Origin of the sequence: Clostridium sp. HV4-5-A1G, from assembly GCF_900184915.1 — a bacterium.
Classification (GTDB): Bacteria; Bacillota; Clostridia; order Clostridiales; family Clostridiaceae; genus Clostridium_B; species Clostridium_B aromativorans.
Genome location: NZ_FXYI02000065.1, coordinates 1 through 17,025, shown reverse-complemented (window position 1 = coordinate 17,025; position 17,025 = coordinate 1). Strand labels below are relative to the sequence as shown.

The 17,025-nt window shown below is 35.3% G+C and carries 11 protein-coding genes, 1 pseudogene and 1 riboswitch; of the genes and pseudogenes, 10 read left to right on the top strand and 2 right to left on the bottom strand.

Annotated features, from left to right (window positions below):
• Window positions 1–390 precede the first annotated feature (390 nt).
• The 8 genes from J5G60_RS08780 to J5G60_RS08745 all read left to right on the top strand — a co-directional run bounded on the left by J5G60_RS08780 (window position 391) and on the right by J5G60_RS08745 (window position 10,805).
• Window positions 391–1,701: an acetyl-CoA hydrolase/transferase family protein gene (locus tag J5G60_RS08780; RefSeq protein WP_150358062.1), complete on the top strand. Its 1,311-nt coding sequence runs from the start codon at window positions 391–393 to the stop codon at window positions 1,699–1,701.
• Between the two features lie 109 nt (window positions 1,702–1,810).
• Window positions 1,811–1,992, top strand: a riboswitch (cobalamin riboswitch).
• A 151-nt stretch (window positions 1,993–2,143) separates the two neighbouring features.
• A complete protein-coding gene (locus tag J5G60_RS08775) occupies window positions 2,144–3,922 on the top strand; it encodes a cell wall-binding repeat-containing protein (protein WP_150358063.1) in 1,779 nt (592 codons plus the stop codon).
• Window positions 3,923–3,946: 24 nt separating this feature from the next.
• On the top strand, window positions 3,947–5,524 hold the full coding sequence (locus J5G60_RS08770) for an Ig-like domain-containing protein (protein ID WP_150358064.1): 1,578 nt from the start codon (window positions 3,947–3,949) through the stop codon (window positions 5,522–5,524).
• An 81-nt stretch (window positions 5,525–5,605) separates the two neighbouring features.
• A complete protein-coding gene (locus J5G60_RS08765) occupies window positions 5,606–6,514 on the top strand; it encodes an energy-coupling factor transporter transmembrane component T (protein ID WP_150358065.1) in 909 nt (302 codons plus the stop codon).
• Window positions 6,495–8,129: an ABC transporter ATP-binding protein gene (locus J5G60_RS08760; RefSeq protein WP_150358066.1), complete on the top strand. Its 1,635-nt coding sequence runs from the start codon at window positions 6,495–6,497 to the stop codon at window positions 8,127–8,129. The genes J5G60_RS08765 and J5G60_RS08760 overlap by 20 nt, the downstream gene beginning before the upstream one ends.
• Window positions 8,126–8,842: an ECF transporter S component gene (locus J5G60_RS08755; RefSeq protein WP_150358067.1), complete on the top strand. Its 717-nt coding sequence runs from the start codon at window positions 8,126–8,128 to the stop codon at window positions 8,840–8,842. Before J5G60_RS08760 ends, J5G60_RS08755 begins: the two co-directional genes overlap by 4 nt.
• On the top strand, window positions 8,832–9,530 hold the full coding sequence (locus J5G60_RS08750) for a DUF4430 domain-containing protein (RefSeq protein ID WP_179978061.1): 699 nt from the start codon (window positions 8,832–8,834) through the stop codon (window positions 9,528–9,530). Before J5G60_RS08755 ends, J5G60_RS08750 begins: the two co-directional genes overlap by 11 nt.
• A 48-nt stretch (window positions 9,531–9,578) precedes the next feature.
• The gene (locus J5G60_RS08745) at window positions 9,579–10,805 is read left to right on the top strand and encodes a terpene cyclase/mutase family protein (RefSeq protein WP_150358069.1); all 1,227 of its coding nucleotides are present in this window, start codon (window positions 9,579–9,581) and stop codon (window positions 10,803–10,805) included.
• A 101-nt stretch (window positions 10,806–10,906) separates the two neighbouring features.
• Here the strand turns inward: J5G60_RS08745 and J5G60_RS08740 are convergent.
• Together J5G60_RS08740 and J5G60_RS08735 are read right to left on the bottom strand one after the other, a co-directional pair.
• Window positions 10,907–13,048 (bottom strand): annotated as a pseudogene (locus J5G60_RS08740) (RNA degradosome polyphosphate kinase); the annotation flags it as partial.
• The gene (locus J5G60_RS08735; protein WP_150358071.1) at window positions 13,047–14,588 is read right to left on the bottom strand and encodes a Ppx/GppA phosphatase family protein; all 1,542 of its coding nucleotides are present in this window, start codon (window positions 14,586–14,588) and stop codon (window positions 13,047–13,049) included. The pseudogene J5G60_RS08740 and the gene J5G60_RS08735, both read right to left, overlap by 2 nt.
• A gap of 222 nt (window positions 14,589–14,810) precedes the next feature.
• Between J5G60_RS08735 and ppx the strand changes: the two genes are divergently transcribed.
• Entirely contained in the window at window positions 14,811–16,313 is a 1,503-nt protein-coding gene (gene ppx, locus J5G60_RS08730; RefSeq protein ID WP_150358072.1) for an exopolyphosphatase, read from the top strand.
• A 65-nt stretch (window positions 16,314–16,378) separates the two neighbouring features.
• Window positions 16,379–17,025: HD domain-containing protein (locus J5G60_RS08725; protein ID WP_207876527.1), on the top strand; the 647-nt coding region annotated here is incomplete at its 3' end.

The window sequence follows — 17,025 nt, the reverse complement described above, 5'->3', positions numbered from 1 at the left end:
ATTTATATCTTATACTTAAAAATAGAGAAATAGATAATTTATAAAAATTTAATATCCAGTAGTAAGTGATATTTTTAACATTCAGGATGAATCTAAAATGGGAAGTCTGTCTAATATGTCGTTAATTCTTTCAGGAGAGAGGAGATGTTGCATGACTTAAGCAATTATTGTATTGGTAAAAGTTAAAAATTAATGCTGGGACAATATTTTACATAATATTTGTAAATTGTGTGTTGTATTTTAATTTGTAAACAGTTTTATTTAAAATATGAAAGAAGATTCCTTTGGATTCTCTTTTTTATTGTGCAGAGTAGATCAAGTGATTCTTGGGATTGAGTGGAACTTTACTTATCTCTAATTTTATAAAATTTTTTGAAAGGTGGTTTTAAAATGATCTCTGCAAAATTGGAAAATTTATATAAAAGTAAATTGGTAAGTGCAGATGAAGCTGTATCTAAAATAAAATCGGGTGATAATGTAGTTTTTGGAACTGGATGTGCAGAGCCTCTAATGCTTCTTGATGCTTTGGTGAAGAACAAAGAGAAATACAAGAATTTAAATTTATACAGTATGCTGCCTAGATCTGAAGGTAAGTATGCACAAGAAGGTATGGAAAAATACATTCATTACAATTCATTGTTTGTAAGTAAAGGTGTAAGAAATGCTGTCAATTCGGGAAGAGCAGACTATGTTCCATGTTTTTTTCATGAAATGCCAAGGCTTTTTAAAGAAGGCTACATTCCTTTAGATGTATCGTTGATTCAGGTAAGCAAACCGGATAATCACGGTTTCTGTAGCTTTGGAATTTCCAATGATTTTATAAAGCCGGCAACAGAATGTGCTAAAATTGTTATTGCAGAAGTCAATGAAAATATGCCAAGAGTTCTTGGAGATTGTTTCATACATATTTCTGATATAGAGTGTATAGTTGAAAATACACACCCTGTGGTTGAAATGGCACCTTCTAAAATAGGAGATGTAGAAAAGAAAATAGGGAAATATTGTGCTTCCTTGATAGAAGATGGGTCAACCCTTCAGCTTGGAATAGGAGCTATTCCAGATGCTGTACTTTCATTTCTAAAAGATAAAAAAGATCTGGGAATACATTCTGAGATGATATCTGATGGGATTGTGGATTTAGTTGAGTCTGGAGTAATAACAAACAAGAAAAAGACTCTTCATCCAGGTAAAATAGTTGTGACTTTTTTGATGGGTACTAAAAAATTATACGATTTTGTAAATGACAATGCCATGGTTGAATCCGACTCCGTGGATTATGTGAATGAGCCCATGGTTATTATGAAAAATTATAAGATGGTATGCATAAATTCCTGTGTGGAAATGGATTTAATGGGACAGATAACTGCTGAAAGTGTAGGATTAAAGCAGATAAGTGGAGTTGGAGGACAAATTGATTTCATGAGAGGAGCTAGCATGGCAAAAGATGGCAAGTCAATTATAGCTATACCATCTACTGCAAAAAAGGGTACGGTATCAAGGATAGTGCCTTTCTTGAGCAAAGGATCAGCAATTACTACTTCAAGAAATGATGTGCATTATGTAGTGACAGAATACGGAATTGCACAGCTTAGAGGTAAATCGTTAAAGGAAAGAGCTAGAGAACTTATAAAAATTGCGCATCCGAAATTTAGAGATGAACTGATAAGTGAATTTGAAAGTAGATTTAATTGCAGTTATTAAAATGAAGTGTAATCCATTTCTCTTTTACGAATTCTATTTAATTGAATATATTGACTGAATAAAATTTATATCTTATACTTAACGGTAAGAGCAGCAGATAATTTGTAAAATTTAATATTTGATGTTAGGTGATGTTTTAAATATTTAAAAGGAAAAGTATAGAAAATACTGCAGTCCCACCGCTACTGTATGGAGGATGAAACCTTGTTTGTATCACTGGTAATATATCTGGGAAGATAAGGGAGTAAAATGAATCTGAGCCAGGAAGCCTGCCTGACATTTTGTTGATTTTTCGGAGGGAAACATGATACATTTTATTAAATTGTTTTTTATTGCTAAGATATATATAAGCAGCCATAATTGAATGTAAATAGCGGGATCCTTAGGGATCCTTTTATTATTGGAATTGATTTGATCTTTTATTTAGGGGAGGGATTATGATATGAAAGGTATGAAAAAAATTATCGGCAAAATTGTCATGCTTTTGTTTGTAATTGGCATTGCTTTATCAGGATTCACTGGAAATGTATATGCGGATTCAAGCAGTGCCGGCAATATGAGTACAACTGCAAATGAAAACAGGCTTTGGGGAGAGGACAGAATAGAAACATCCTTAAAAATAAGTCAGGAGGGATGGAAATATGGTGCAGCTACTGCTGTTATAGCCCAGGGATATGGCTATGCAGATGCTCTCTGTGCAGCACCTCTTGCAAAAAAATATAATGCTCCTATAATACTTTCAAGACAGGGTTCGCTGGATGATGAAACTATAAAAGAACTTAAAAGGCTCAAAGTGGATAGGGCATTTGTGATTGGTGGAACAGGTTCTTTATCTGATAATGTGGAATCGCAGCTAAAAGATATTGGTGTCAGCGTTGTGAAAAGATTAGGTGGACAAGATAGGTATGAGACCTCTGTGAAAATAGCAGAAGAATTGGAAAATGTCAGCAATATTGTAGTTGCATCTGGAAGCGGCTATGCCGACAGCCTTTCAATAGCTGCAATAGCTGCTAAAAAAGGAATGCCCATATTGCTGTCACAAAGCGATGCTCTTCCACAGGCAGTGAAAAATTACTTGAAAAACAGAAATATAGAAAAAACTTACATAGTAGGCGGTACTGGAGTCATATCCAGCGACCTGGAATCTTCTCTTACAAATGCTGTAAGACTTGGGGGTGCCACCAGGTTTGATACAAATCTGGCCGTGCTTCAGAATTTTAAATCCGATCTTAATTTTAGCAATGTGTATGTGGCAAGGGGAAATGGACCCAATGGGGATGAGTTTGCAGATGCGCTTTCCGGCTCGGCTCTTGCAGCTACAGAATCCGCACCTGTTGTTTTGACCGACAATACTGTTGCTTCGAAAACAGCGGATTTTTTAAAAGAGAACATGTCAGATAAAACCGTTATTACTGCATTGGGCGGAACTGCGGTAGTTCCAGCTGTGATTTTGGACGATCTGGTTCGTTATTTCAATGGAGAGTCCACCAGCGGCGGTATAGGAGATGAAACCAAGCCGGGCACAGGAGGCGGCACTTCTGCAAATTCGGGAACTTTCACTTTGGAAATTACTAAAGATAATAATGGAACCATTCTTGAAAAAAAGACGTTGAATGTAGAAGAAGATAAAGTTGCCCTTGATTATTTAAAAACTGTTGCAGATAAAGTGGATATGAAAAGTGGCTATATAAATTCTATGTCAGTAAATGGACAAGATTATGTCAATGAATCTGCCCAGGATTTATCTCATGGCATCAGTTGGTTCATATATGTAAATAATGAATTTGCCCAGGTAGGTGTTCAAGCCATAGAGCCGAAATCTGGAGATGTTATAAGATTTGATTACCATGATTGGACTTATGATAATCCAGGTGGAACTGGAAGTGGTTCCGGTGGCGGTTCTGGAGGCGGAAACAATAATCCACCTAAACAGGATACTAAACTGACGACATTGAATGGAGACGAAAACCAGGGGCTCAATCTTGTGATTACGGGAAAGGTGGATGGAACTATAAATATACAGGCTAATAGCAGGTACTTGAGTGATTGTATAATTATCAGGCTTTATGATGATAAAGGCAATTTAAAATATATAAATGAATCTTCAGGGGGGAAGATGGATATAAATACTACTTTGGATCCTGGTAACTACACGGGAACCATAAAGGCATCTTCAAGCATGGATAACAAAATTGATATAAAAGCATTTAGTGTATCTTAATCTTGGTATAAGGGGTGAATTATAATGAAAAATTTTAATAGAGGATTTCTGTCCTTTATAATATCGGCATTTATGATAATAGGTATTGCGGGAAGTAGTACAGCTACTGTATTCGCAGATGGGGGACAAGCTACTGAGCAGCAGACAGATTACATAGATTCTGTAAATGAACTTATAGATAATATAAGTGCTACAGCAAATAATAGTAATGGATGGGTATCTATGGACAGCGGAATTGCAAATCTAGCCTTGTATAAAGCTGACAAAGGTACGGTAACAAATTATGTAGACAGTCTTAAAGAGGCTTTGGAAAATCCAACTATTGGAACATATGAAAAAGGCGTACTTGGGTTATTGGCGGCAGGTAAAGATCCCACAAATTTTGATAATATAAATCTTGTAGAGAAAATATATGACTGTGATGAACAAACCATGAAAAATGGGGGAATCAATATTTATTTGTATGCCCTTTTAGCTCTGGATGCGGCAAATTTTTATGTACCTGAAAATGCAGTCTGGACCAGGGAGAAATTAATTGATGCCATATTAAAGGATCCCGGAAGGCAAAATGGTGCTTGGTATTCTAATATTAACCAGTGGACTCCAGGTGCAGAAGAAAAATATGTTATGGACCCGGATACCACAGCTGTGGCACTTTCAGCTCTTGCACCTTATTACAATAAGAATAAAGATGTGAAATCTGCAGTAGACAGTGCAGTACAGAAACTTTCCGATGTACAAAATGAAGACGGTGAATTTACATCTTCCTATGGAAGTGAAAATTCTCAAAGCCTGGCAATGGTCATAATAGGACTTTGTGATAATGGAATAGATCCTATTACAGACAACAGGTTTATAAAAAATGGGAAAAATCCTATGGATGTCCTTTTGAACTATGCCGTTAGTAATAAATCAGGATTTGAGTATGAGGATAATAATGGCGTAAATGCATATGCCACAAATCAGGGACTGGAAGCATTGGTGTCTTATAAACTCTTAACTGAAGGGAAGGGATCTGTATATAGGGGATTTTATGTCCCTGCAACTAGCATAACCTTAAATGAAAGTGAAGACAAGCTGGTATTAGGCGGAAGTGTGCAGCTGAAGGCATCTATGATGCCGGGCGATGCCAAAATTACATGGAAAAGTTCTAATGAGGGTGCAGCTACGGTGGATTCAACAGGCAAAGTAACTGCAGCTGGAGAGGGAAATACCACCATAACAGCAACAGCCTCTGCTGAAGGTGATTCCACTGTAGAAGCTACATGTCAGATTACTGTAGTCAAAGAAATAGTTCACATAGAAAATTTAACTGAAAACACCAGCTTTTCTTTGGGAAATGATGCAGACATAAAGATAAAAGCTGGAAACATATCCTCAACAGATCAGCCGGTTACGTTATTGGTAGCCCTGTATGATGATAATAATAAGGGCAAATTTATTAATCATGTGAGTGTAAGTCAGTCTATAAAAAGCGGTGATTCCTCTACTATAGATGCATCCATGCAGATTCCATCCACGGGAAAATATATACTAAAAGCCTTTGTTTTAGATGACAAAGATAATCCACTTTCAGGCACTATAGAAATACCTATAAAATAGCATTTTGGGGAATACTTAAATAATGGCTGTTATTTGTGATTGCGGTCATTCTTTAAACAGCTGACAAGGAAGTGAATATCCATGACTTATAAGGATAAAGAAAAATCCAGGTATTTTATTGATTTTAAACAGTACCATGTGCTGACCGCTTCTGTGGTTTTCATGTCCATGATGGTAATAATATTTTCCAATGACAATCCGGTGATACTGTCATCCGTATATGTTTTTATCCTGTTTATTGCGGTGTTTTGCAGTGAAAAGCACAAATTCAGAACGGCATTGTACTATTTCTTCCCAATTGCTTTTTTTATAATTTTGCTGAATGTACTCTTTGTGAGTTCCGGGAGAACAACACTGTTTTATCTGTTTAATAGAAGATTTACGCTGGAGGCGTTTATATATGCCCTGGTGATGTCCTTTAAGTTTCTTGCGGTAATCTATCTTTTTATAATACTCGAGCTTATGGTTGATTCTGACAGGGCAGTTTCCTATTTTTCATCCATAATGCCCAAATCCACTCTCATGCTCATGATAAGTTTCAAGCTCATACCCAGTATGAAGGATAGATTTAGAAATCTAAAGGAAATATATGAGGTGAGAGGTGTGATGTTTGACAAGAAAAAAGCCAGAGAAAAAGCTGCAAGTTATATTCCTGTGATGTCCATACTTCTTGAGGATTCCATGGAAGGCTCCTTTAACATAGGCGAGGCAGCCTATGTCAGAGGATTTTTAAGCGGAAGCAGAAGTGTCTATGAAAGACAGAAATTTAAAGCGAGGGACTGGGAGATAATAGCTTTGAGTACCGCACTGGTTATATTTTATGGAACAGCACAGTTTAAAGGATGGGTGCAATTTAACATATACGATGGTGTAACCATTGTGAATTTCATCAACATCGGAATAGCTGTAATTTTTGCCTTTATAGTAGCTATTTCATTAACTGTAATATTGAACGGCGAGGAGAAAAAGTATGGCATATATAGAGATTAAGGATTTGAATTTTACTTATCCTATGGAAAAAGAGAGGTCTTTAAAAAATATAAATTTACAGTTAGAAAAAAATGATTTTCTGTTAATAGCAGGAAGATCGGGATCTGGAAAATCGACTCTTGCCAGGGCAATAGTTGGTACAGTACCTAATTTTTATGGCGGTACCATAGGCGGGGAAATAAAAATAGGTGGAAAATATTTAAAAGATATGAGCCATAGGGAAAGAGCAGAAAAGGTAACCATGGTATTTCAAGATCCTGAAAAACAGCTTATGATGAATAGAGTCCACAGGGAAGTAGCATTTGGACTGGAGAATATAGGAGTGGATGAAGATGTGATCAAGAGGAGAGTTTATGAGGCACTTCAATTTTCGGGAATACTTCATCTTGCTGATAGAGATATTGCTTCCCTGTCAGGAGGGGAAAAACAGAAAGTGGCAGTGGCCTCTGCCCTTGTATATATGCCGGATTGTATAATACTGGATGAACCAACTTCACAGCTGGATCCCTCTTCTGCAGAAGAAATGCTGAATATAACTAAAAAAATAAATGAAGAACTCGGAATAACCATAATAGTCATAGAGCAGAGAGTGAACAGGTGGTTTGATACTGTGGATTCCATAGCTATCATGAATGATGGGACTTTGGAGTTATTTGAAGATAAGAGAGATTTTTATTATAATTGTAATAAAAGACAATTTATGTTTATGCCCGATTATCTCAAGTTCTTTAAAAAAATGAATTTTAATAAAATGCCGCAAAATTTTAAAGACGCCCGGGTGGAAATTCTAAACAGCTCATTGAATGTAAAATCAGGAAATGAAGTTGCTGCTGCTGAATTCCAGAATAATGACAAAGAAGTGATTTCTGTAAACAAATTAAATTGTAAATATGGCTCTAAACAAGTTTTGAGAGATATAAATTTTACTGTGGAAAATGGTGAATTTATTGCAATATTGGGAGCCAACGGTGCCGGAAAAAGCACTCTCTTAAAAACTATTCTGGGACTTGTGGAGCATGAAGGCATCATAAGGCTCTATGGAGAAGATACTTCGAAAATGGATATAAGGCAGATAGCCAGACATATAGGATATATATCTCAAAATCCCAATGATTATTTGTCAAAGGACAGTGTTTACGAAGAAGTTAAATTTACCATGGACAATTATGGGATATATGATGAGAAAATAGTGAATAGCGTTTTAAAAGAACTTGAAATATATGATCTGAAGAATAAAAACCCAAGGGATTTAAGCGGCGGTCAGCGTCAGAGGGTAGCCATAGCCTCCATACTTGTATTACAGCCTGATATGATTCTACTGGATGAGCCAACGAGAGGCCTTGAGAGTGGACTTAAAAACAAATTGGGGAAATTACTTCAAAATCTCAATAGAAAGGGTACTTCCATTATTTTGGTGACTCATGATACAGATTTTGCCAGTAATTTTTGCAGAAGATACATGATTATGTTCAATGGGAGAATTGTGGCAGACGGAAATAAGAGGCAGGTATTGGGAGATGGAATATTTTATACAACTTCCATGAACAAATTGCTGAGGGATAAGGATGATAGTATATTTACCCTGGAAGAAGCCATTGAAAGGTGTTCAATATGAAAAAATTTATTATTGTAGTTACTTCTCTTATAATCATAGTGCTAATGGCACTTACGGTTAGAAGTAATTTTCAAACAGGAGTTTCACTTATATGCACTGTGAGTGTTTTTGCAATACTTTTTATGAGTTATTTCTATTTTGAAAAAAGTCACTCAGGTACTAAGGAAATTGCTATAATAGCTACTTTAAGTGCATTTGCAGCTGTTTCCAGAATAGTATTTGCTGCTGCTCCAAATATACAACCGGTTACTTTTTTAGTGGCAATTTCTGGCTTTGTATTTGGATCTTATGAGGGATTTTTAATTGGAAGCACTACTGCATTTTTATCCAATATATTTTTTGGTCAGGGACCCTGGACTCCCTGGCAGATGTTTTCCTGGGGGCTTGTGGGAATCATTTCAGGGATATTGGGGAAGAGCGGCAGAAAAATTTCAACTTTTAAATTCTCAATTCTGTGTTTTTTGTTTGGCTTTATGTTTGACTGGATTATGAACATTCAGTATATATTGGCTTTCGTAAAACCTATAAACTTAGGCTCAATTTTAGCTGCTTATGCTTCGGGATTAACTTTTGATATTCTCCATGGAATCAGCTCTTTTGTGTTTTCAGTCATATTTTACAAGAGGTTTTTACCGGTGCTTCAGCGCTATAATAGGAGATTGATTATAAGTTACATGAATACTAAAAAGGGAGATGAAATTAATGAAGAATAAAAAGAAAAAGTATATAATAATTGTATCTGCTGTTGTGGTATGCGCTGTTATATTTGCGCTTGCGATCAAGGCTCAGAACGTATATACCAGCACTATTTCAAATAAACAGGCGAGTGCAGAGAAAGCCCAAAATAAGTCAAATAGTACAGCTCAAGCTGGGAAAAGCCAAAGTGGTGCTAAAGATGAAAAGGGAAATCCTGCTGTCTCCAGCAAATCGTCTAAAAATTCTGCTTCCAGCAGTTTAGATGGAGCTTCAAAGGTAAACAGCAAAACTGGACAGACTTCTTCAACTCAAGGTGGTTCTTCACAAAATTCCAGTGCACCCGGTGCTAGTTCTCAAAAGTCGGTAGAGCAGTCTTCTATTGAGATTATTGATGAAGCTCATGGAAATAGAGTTGTTTTACAAAAAAATTTGAATGGTATAGATGGACAAACCGTAGGATATGTAACTCAAAAGGTTCTTGATGGAGTCAAGATAAGTTACACAACAAAGGGAACTGGTTCTACAATTTATTTCTCAGATATAAATGGGCTGAAAGAGAGGGCAGAAGGACCCATGTCCGGATGGTGTTATTATGTGAAGAAAAAAGGACAGTCCCAATTTGTAAAGGCCAATATAGGAAGTGGACAATATGTGTTGAAGAGTGGGGATTCTGTGATTTGGAAGTATGTTAAAAATGGTATGTAACGATTAGATTATATTTGTTAAATAATTGTATATGGGGGGAAATGTAAAATGTTAAGATCAAAGATAAAGTATGCCGTTTTAAGCACGGCTGTGACTTCAATACTATTGGTTCAACCGCTGCTTGTGAAAGCGGCTTCTGTAGATAAAACTATAACTGATCCTAATAGATCATGGACTATAAAATTTAGTCAACCTGTGGGTTTTGATGATCAGACCAAAAATGCCATAACTGTAACGGACAGTAAAGGAAATTTAGTAAATGTCAGTATAAAATTACTTGACAGCAGCAAAGTAAAGGTAGATGCTCCGGAAGGCGGATATAAGCAGGGGGAAGTTTATTCTTTAAATGTAGGAAATGGAGTTCATTCTTCAGAAAGCAGGTATTTAAAAAGTAGTCTTAAATACACTTTCGAATTGAGCTCTGTATCTCAAGATTATAATTATAAGTCTCAGGTGGAAAGTACACTTGATGCAACTGTGAATAAAATTTTAAAAGATGGGATCCAAGATGATTGGCAAGCATTGGTGGTATATAGATATGGAGAGGAAGTTCCCCCAAGTTATTGGACTTCTTTTGAAAACAGCCTGACTTCATCACAAGCCGATTCTTTTGCCCCTACGGATTATGAGAGAATGGTAATTGTCCTATCATTACTGGGCAAGGATTCTACAAGTTTTGGAGGATATAATCTGGTAGAAAAAATATACAATAATGCCGGCATGGATAACCAGGGTATAAATGCCTATATATTTGGTCTTATAGCTTTGGATTCTGGAAATTTTGACGTGCCAAATGATGCCCTTGTTAGTAGAGATAAATTCATAGATAAAATAGTATCTGCCAGGACAGAGGATAATGGATGGAGTATTACGAGTAATAAAGCGGATACAGATATGACATCTATGGCACTCACAGCTCTGGCACCGTATAGAGATAGAGAAGATGTGAAGCAGGTCGTAGATGCCGGAATTGCAAAACTTTCCTCCATGCAGGGCAGTGATGCAGGATATTCCTCTATGGGTGTAGAGAACAGCCAGAGTTTATCTCAGGTTATCATAGCTCTCTGCAGTAATGGAATAGATCCTACAGGCAGTGAATTTACGAAAAACAACAAAAACCTGATAGATGAACTTTTAAGTTATAAATTAAAAGATGGAGGATTCAGCTATAATAAGCAGAATGTGTATGATCCTCTTTCTACTGAACAGGCTGCGGAGGCACTGGAAGCTTATAAAATGTTTAAAGAACAGACCGGCAGCATATTTAGAAATTAGCTCCTCTTATGAAAGTTCAAATATAAAATATCAAATGATAAAGATTTTCGGGTAAAACCGAAAATCTACTATATTTGATATTTGAACTCTAAACTTTATTTTTATACTTGAGGTTGACGTACCTGAAAACCTTCTTCCCTCCATTTCTTTTTGGAGAGCTCCGTTTTACTTAAAGAGTTCTTGTCCGGATCCAGGGTTGTCTCGTAAAATAATTTCTGGCTGTCCAAGGCCCGTTTCCCGCCGCGTTTGTCTATATGAGAATAAGAACCGTCGCTGGTCAGCATTCTAGCTTTGATTGTGTCGTTTAACTGTGTATTGAGTATTCCCTTCAATTTATTCTTTACATCTGTATCTTCTATGGGAAATAAAAGTTCCACTCTTCTGTCCAGATTTCTGTTCATCCAGTCTGCACTGGATAAATACAGTGCTTCCTCACCATTATTGTAAAAATAATATATTCTGCTGTGCTCGAGGAACCTTCCCACGATACTTATTACACTTATATTTTCACTGACACCCTTTATTTTTGGCCTTAAACAGCATATACCCCTGACGATTAACTGGATTTTTACTCCTGCACAGGATGCGTCGTACAGAGCTTCAATTACATGTTTATCCACCAGTGAATTCATCTTGGCAATTATTTTAGCAGGTTTGCTATCTAGAGCGTTGTTTTTCTCCCGTTCTATGAGATATAGAAACCTTTCTCTCAAATTAAGTGGAGCTATACAGGTCTTTTTAAGTTCTTTTGGAATGGAATGACCTGAAAGCATGTTGAATATTACGGATGCATCTTCACCAAAATAGGGATTTGATGTGAAAAGACCCAAATCCGTATATATTTTTGCAGTTACATCGTTGTAATTGCCAGTGCCCATGTGAACATACCTTTTTATTCCGTCATTTTCTCTCCTGACTACTAAGAGAAGTTTGCAGTGCGTTTTAAGTCCCACTAATCCGTAGATTACATGGCATCCTGCCTTTTCCAGCTGCTTTGCCCATATTATGTTGTTTTCTTCATCAAATCTTGCCTTTAATTCCACGAGCACTGTAACCTGTTTTCCATTTTCGGCTGCTTTTATAAGAGATCTTACAATGGGAGAGTTTCCGCTGACCCTGTAGAGCACCTGCTTTATGGCAAGTACTGAAGGATCTTCTGCAGCCTGCTTTACAAATTCTATAACAGGTTCAAAGGACTCATAGGGGTGGTATAAGAGTATATCTTTCTTTGATATTATGGAAAAAATGTCCTCATCTTCCATCCCTTTAAGTGGATTTAATGGCTTTATAGGCTCATAGCACAGATATTTGTACTTTTTTACGGATATGAGCTTATTTAAAAAGGTCAAGTCCAGTGGAACATTTAAGATATATTCCTGAGTCTTTGAGATTTCCAGTTCTTTCTCAAGGGTTCTCACTATATCCTTGTCTATTCCCCTTTCAAGTTCCAGTCTTACTGCAGCACCCCACTTACGCTGCTTTAAAGATTCCTCTATGGCTTCAAGAAGATCTTCTGCACCCTCTTCATCCACAGCCATATCTGCGTTTCTCGTTATTCTGTAACATCCGCAGGATAATATATTTTCGGTACCAAAAAGAGTTTTTAAGTTTGATTTTATAATATCTTCCAGAAGTATTATGTTAAAATTTGATTCACTTGGTATCACCACTATCCTTGGAAGTACCGAGGGTACCTGAACCGTAGCGAAAGATTTGACTCCTTTTTTCTCGATGATGAGACCTATGTTTAAACTCTTGTTTAAAAGCAGTGGAAAAGCACTGCTGCTGTCTAAAAGTACTGGAGTCAGAACGGGAAAAACATTCTTGCGATAGTAGTTTTTTATAAATTTGCTCTGATTTTCATCTAAATCCTGAGGTTTTAGAAATTTTATGTTTTCCTTTCCAAGAGCTATTTTTAAAGAACGATTATAATAACTGCACTGCTTTGCCACCAATTTTGTCACACTTGAATATATATCTGCCAGCTGTTCTTTTGGAGTCAATCCTGAAGGATCCGGTTTGTTGAAGCCTGCCTTTATCTGATCCATGAGAGAGCCAACTCTTACCATGAAAAATTCATCCAGGTTGGAACAGGTTATAGAAAGAAATCTCAGACGTTCAAATAGAGGATGATTTGTATCTCTGCACTCTTCCAGTACTCTCTTATTGAATTCTATCCAGCTTAGCTCTCTGTTTATAAAATTTTTACTTTTGTTGAATTTACCCATAAATTGAGCCTCCTTAAATTGTTGGTTTTATACCGAAAACTTCCTGAAAAAAGTTTGCCTTACTGTTAAAAGCCCATTCTTCAAGGCTTATGTCTTTTTCAGATGTAGTATTGAAAAATAGCATGTCGCCGTTTTTCGTAAGTTTTATATCTGTTATTTTTTGAAGATGGGATGTATCAAGTGCCTCTGATAATTTTAAAATGGCAGACAACATAGATGTGACCATCTTATCTCTGGAATCCAGAATGGAATAATTATAATCTGATTCTTTAGGTATTATATCCCAATGGTATTTGGCTATGCTGGCTATTATGTTTAGTTCTCTATATGAAAATCCCATTATATCCTGATTTATTATTATGTTATAAGCTTGAATTTCAGGATCTACCGCATCTATAAATTGTCCTACATCGTGAATCCTGCTGGATACCTGCAGATACAATCTTTCAGATTCCCCCATCTTGTGAATTTTTAAAGTTTGATCAAATATTGACAGTGCAATTTTTTCTACGTAATTGGAATGGATTTTGTCAATCTTATATTTGTCGGCAATATGATCTATAGAACTTAAAATATCATCTATAAGCTTTGATTTACGGGGAAGGTTGAAAATCTTATCAGAAAGATCCTGTAAGACCCCAAGCCTTAAAGTTATGTTGGGGTTGTATATACTTTCCGTATTTGCCATCTTGTAAAAGCAGTTGAATAAAATCAGCGTGGGGAGCAAAAGGTTCATTTTAATGGCACTGATTTTATATTTAAAAGTGATTTGATCCTCAGTCATATTTTTAATTTCATTGTACAGTGATTTAAAATCTTTTCCAAGTATTATATTATTCATTTTGGAATTATTGCCCCTGCTGTTGATTAAATTGACAATTGTATGTACTTCGCCTCCTATTATGATGAGGTTTTCTATTTTTAAATGCTTTGTATTGGATTTTATCCAGTATAATTTACTTTCAACGTATTCCTTCATTAAATTGGAGAAATTCATAATCTTATTTTCCAAACCCGTAAAGGTTTCTTTCAACCTGAGAGACCCTATTTGGATATGCTCTGTAAATTTTAATTTATTATCTTCAAAAATGGAAGCTTCCACTGAACCTGTTGTTATATTTATAACCAATGTGGTCTTTTTATCAAAAAAATTAAATTCAGATATATTGTATTTTAGAGCTTTCATTATATAAAAACGTTCTTGTGATACATTTATGTCCTCTATTTCTATTCCTGTTCTGAGTTTTATCTGTTCCAGGATATACTGCTTGTTTTCAGCTTCACGTATTCCACTGGTGCATACAGCCTTATAATTTTTTATTTTGTAATCTTTCATTACCTGTGTGAATCCCTTTATGTCATTACAGGTATTGTGAATAGTATCAACAGATATTCTGCCGCTTGAAAAAGTATCTCTTCCTATATTGGTAGGTTTGATTAAATCTTCCAGTACATTGATGTGACCGTCATGATCTATGTCGGCAATACTCATTCTCAAGTAGTTGGAACCAGCATCTATGGCTGCTACTGTCTGTGACAATTTAATGCTTTTCATGTACATCAACTCCAATATAAATTTTAAGTGCAATAATTATATTATGAACAATTAAATTATACTTTATTGAGGGTGGTGAATACTTTAAACTTAACAGGATTTTAACATTTAAATAACATACCCTTAAATATACTTCCAGATATTTGTTGAAATATTTGCTGAATTTATATAATATAATAGGTATATTGTAAATAGTTATAATTTCATATAAGGAGATACGCTATGAAAAAATTGGCAATAATAGATATTGGTTCTAACTCCATGAGAGTCTTGATTGTAAAAATTATGAATGGAAGAAATTATCAGTTTGTAGATGAATTGAAGTCCATAGTAAGACTCGGAAGGAATATGACAGCTGATGGAGCCATAAGTGAAGAAAAAATCAGATTGGCCATTATTGCATTATCTCATTTTAAAAGACTATGTGATTCAAATGATGTAACTGAGATTGTGGCGGTTGCCACAGAAGCAGTGCGGAAGGCTTCCAATCAGAGAGAGTTCATAGATAGGGCAAAAAAAGAAATAGAAATAGATATAAGAGTACTTTCGGGAGATGAAGAAGCATATTTTGATTATCTGGCAGTAGTTAACAGCATTGATGTTAAATCTGCACTTTTAATGGATATAGGTGGAAGCAGCACTGAATTCATACTGGTTAAAAATAGAAAGCTAAAAGAGTGTATAAGTATTCCAATGGGAGCAATTACACTCACAGATAAATTTCTTTCCATTAAGGGAAACAACCAAAAAAGAATAAAAGAACTAGAGGCTTTTCTGGTGTCAAATTTTGATAAAATAGGCTGGCTGAAAGAAGCATCTGGTATGTCTCTTATAGGTATCGGAGGAAGTCACAGGACTATTGGCAAAATACATAGAAATAAAATCAATTATCCTTTTAATAACCCTCATAATTATATAATTTCTTCTAGAGATGTTATAGATATATACAATTTTTTAAAGAACATGGGTATTTCTCAGTATAAAAAAGTGAGGGGAATATCCAGAGACAGAGCGGACATATTTGTAGGCGCCATTTGCTGTATAGCTACAGTGATAAAGTACTGCAATACTAAAAAACTCTGTATCAGTGAAAGCGGGCTGAGGCAGGGACTGCTTTATGGAAAATTAATAGAAGGTTATCCTCCTCTTGTTGAAAATATACTTGATTTTTCATTGAATAACATAATGAATAATTATAATCTGGATAAAGATCATCTAAAGTTGGTGTGGGGCTTTGCCAAGAAATTATGTGCAGTTTTTTCAGATATGTTATCCATGAAGGATGAGGATTATAGAATATTAAAGTCTGCAGTTATGCTCAGTGAATGTGGTATTTCACTGGGATTTGGGAGCCAGGAAAATTATTCCTTTTACATTGTGAGAAACCTGAAGATATATGGACTTACCCATAGAGAACAGATAATGACAGCCTTTGTAGTGTCCAATTTTGAAGAAGGCAAAATTAAAAAAACTGATTATTTTGGCAAGATCCTAAATTGCAGTGATATTGAAATGATTAAAAAATTGTCTTTGGTGTTTTATATTTCAAGGTCTCTTGATAGAGCATATGATGGCAACGTTGTGGATATAGACATTGAGATTGAAAAGGAAAAAGTTATTTTAAATATAGTTTCAAAAAAAGAATCTTTGCTTGAGATGGGCATGATTGATGACTGCAAGGATTATTTTTATAAAGTGTTTAATAAAGTGATTGTGGTAAAATGAGTTCATATAAAAAGAAATCCTTTCATATTATTTGTAGTGTATAAATAATTATGAAAGGATTTTGTATGCTCGATATATATGATTATGTAAAAATTAATGATGTATTTAAGACCGCTGAAAAATACAATGTCAGAAATATATTAGATCATGAAATTAAAGTAGAAAATTTTGCCGGCCAGATATATGATGAACTAAATAAAAAGTCCTATTTGATAGGATCCTACTACAGAAATCTTCTAAGCTGCAGTGCAATTTTACATGATGTAGGCTGTTTTATAAACAAGTCAAACCATCAACGTCATACTAAATATATAATACTGCAGGAAGAAAATTTTCAGGCCGTTCCATGGGAATTAAAGCATTGCCTTTCTATAATTGCAGGTAGCCACGGAAAAAATGTGGATTGTGACATTCAACTGTATGATATAATGAAAAAAAAAGAACTGTTAAAATTAATAGCAATTCTAAGAGTGTCTGATGCCCTAGATCATACGCATAGGCTGAATACTGCTCTTGAGGAAATAAATTTAGAAGATAATTATCTATACATCCATGTAAAAAGTGATAATATAGGAAAAATATTTTTGAAATTAAATAATAAATCAGTTTTGTTTGAGGAGATGTTTTCTATAAAGGTTAGGCTAAAGAAGGTATCTGTCTCTTATACCAATATGACGATGCCGACGAACATACAAGTGTACATAACGTTGGT

Coding starts and splice junctions, on each gene's coding strand:
- J5G60_RS08755 (WP_150358067.1), top strand. CDS start 8,126: ATGAAAAAATTTATTATTGTAGTTACTTCTCTTATAATCATAGTGCTA.
- J5G60_RS08745 (WP_150358069.1), top strand. CDS start 9,579: ATGTTAAGATCAAAGATAAAGTATGCCGTTTTAAGCACGGCTGTGACT.
- J5G60_RS08760 (WP_150358066.1), top strand. CDS start 6,495: ATGGCATATATAGAGATTAAGGATTTGAATTTTACTTATCCTATGGAA.
- ppx (WP_150358072.1), top strand. CDS start 14,811: ATGAAAAAATTGGCAATAATAGATATTGGTTCTAACTCCATGAGAGTC.
- J5G60_RS08750 (WP_179978061.1), top strand. CDS start 8,832: ATGAAGAATAAAAAGAAAAAGTATATAATAATTGTATCTGCTGTTGTG.
- J5G60_RS08780 (WP_150358062.1), top strand. CDS start 391: ATGATCTCTGCAAAATTGGAAAATTTATATAAAAGTAAATTGGTAAGT.
- J5G60_RS08765 (WP_150358065.1), top strand. CDS start 5,606: ATGACTTATAAGGATAAAGAAAAATCCAGGTATTTTATTGATTTTAAA.
- J5G60_RS08775 (WP_150358063.1), top strand. CDS start 2,144: ATGAAAGGTATGAAAAAAATTATCGGCAAAATTGTCATGCTTTTGTTT.
- J5G60_RS08735 (WP_150358071.1), bottom strand. CDS start 14,588: ATGAAAAGCATTAAATTGTCACAGACAGTAGCAGCCATAGATGCTGGT.
- J5G60_RS08770 (WP_150358064.1), top strand. CDS start 3,947: ATGAAAAATTTTAATAGAGGATTTCTGTCCTTTATAATATCGGCATTT.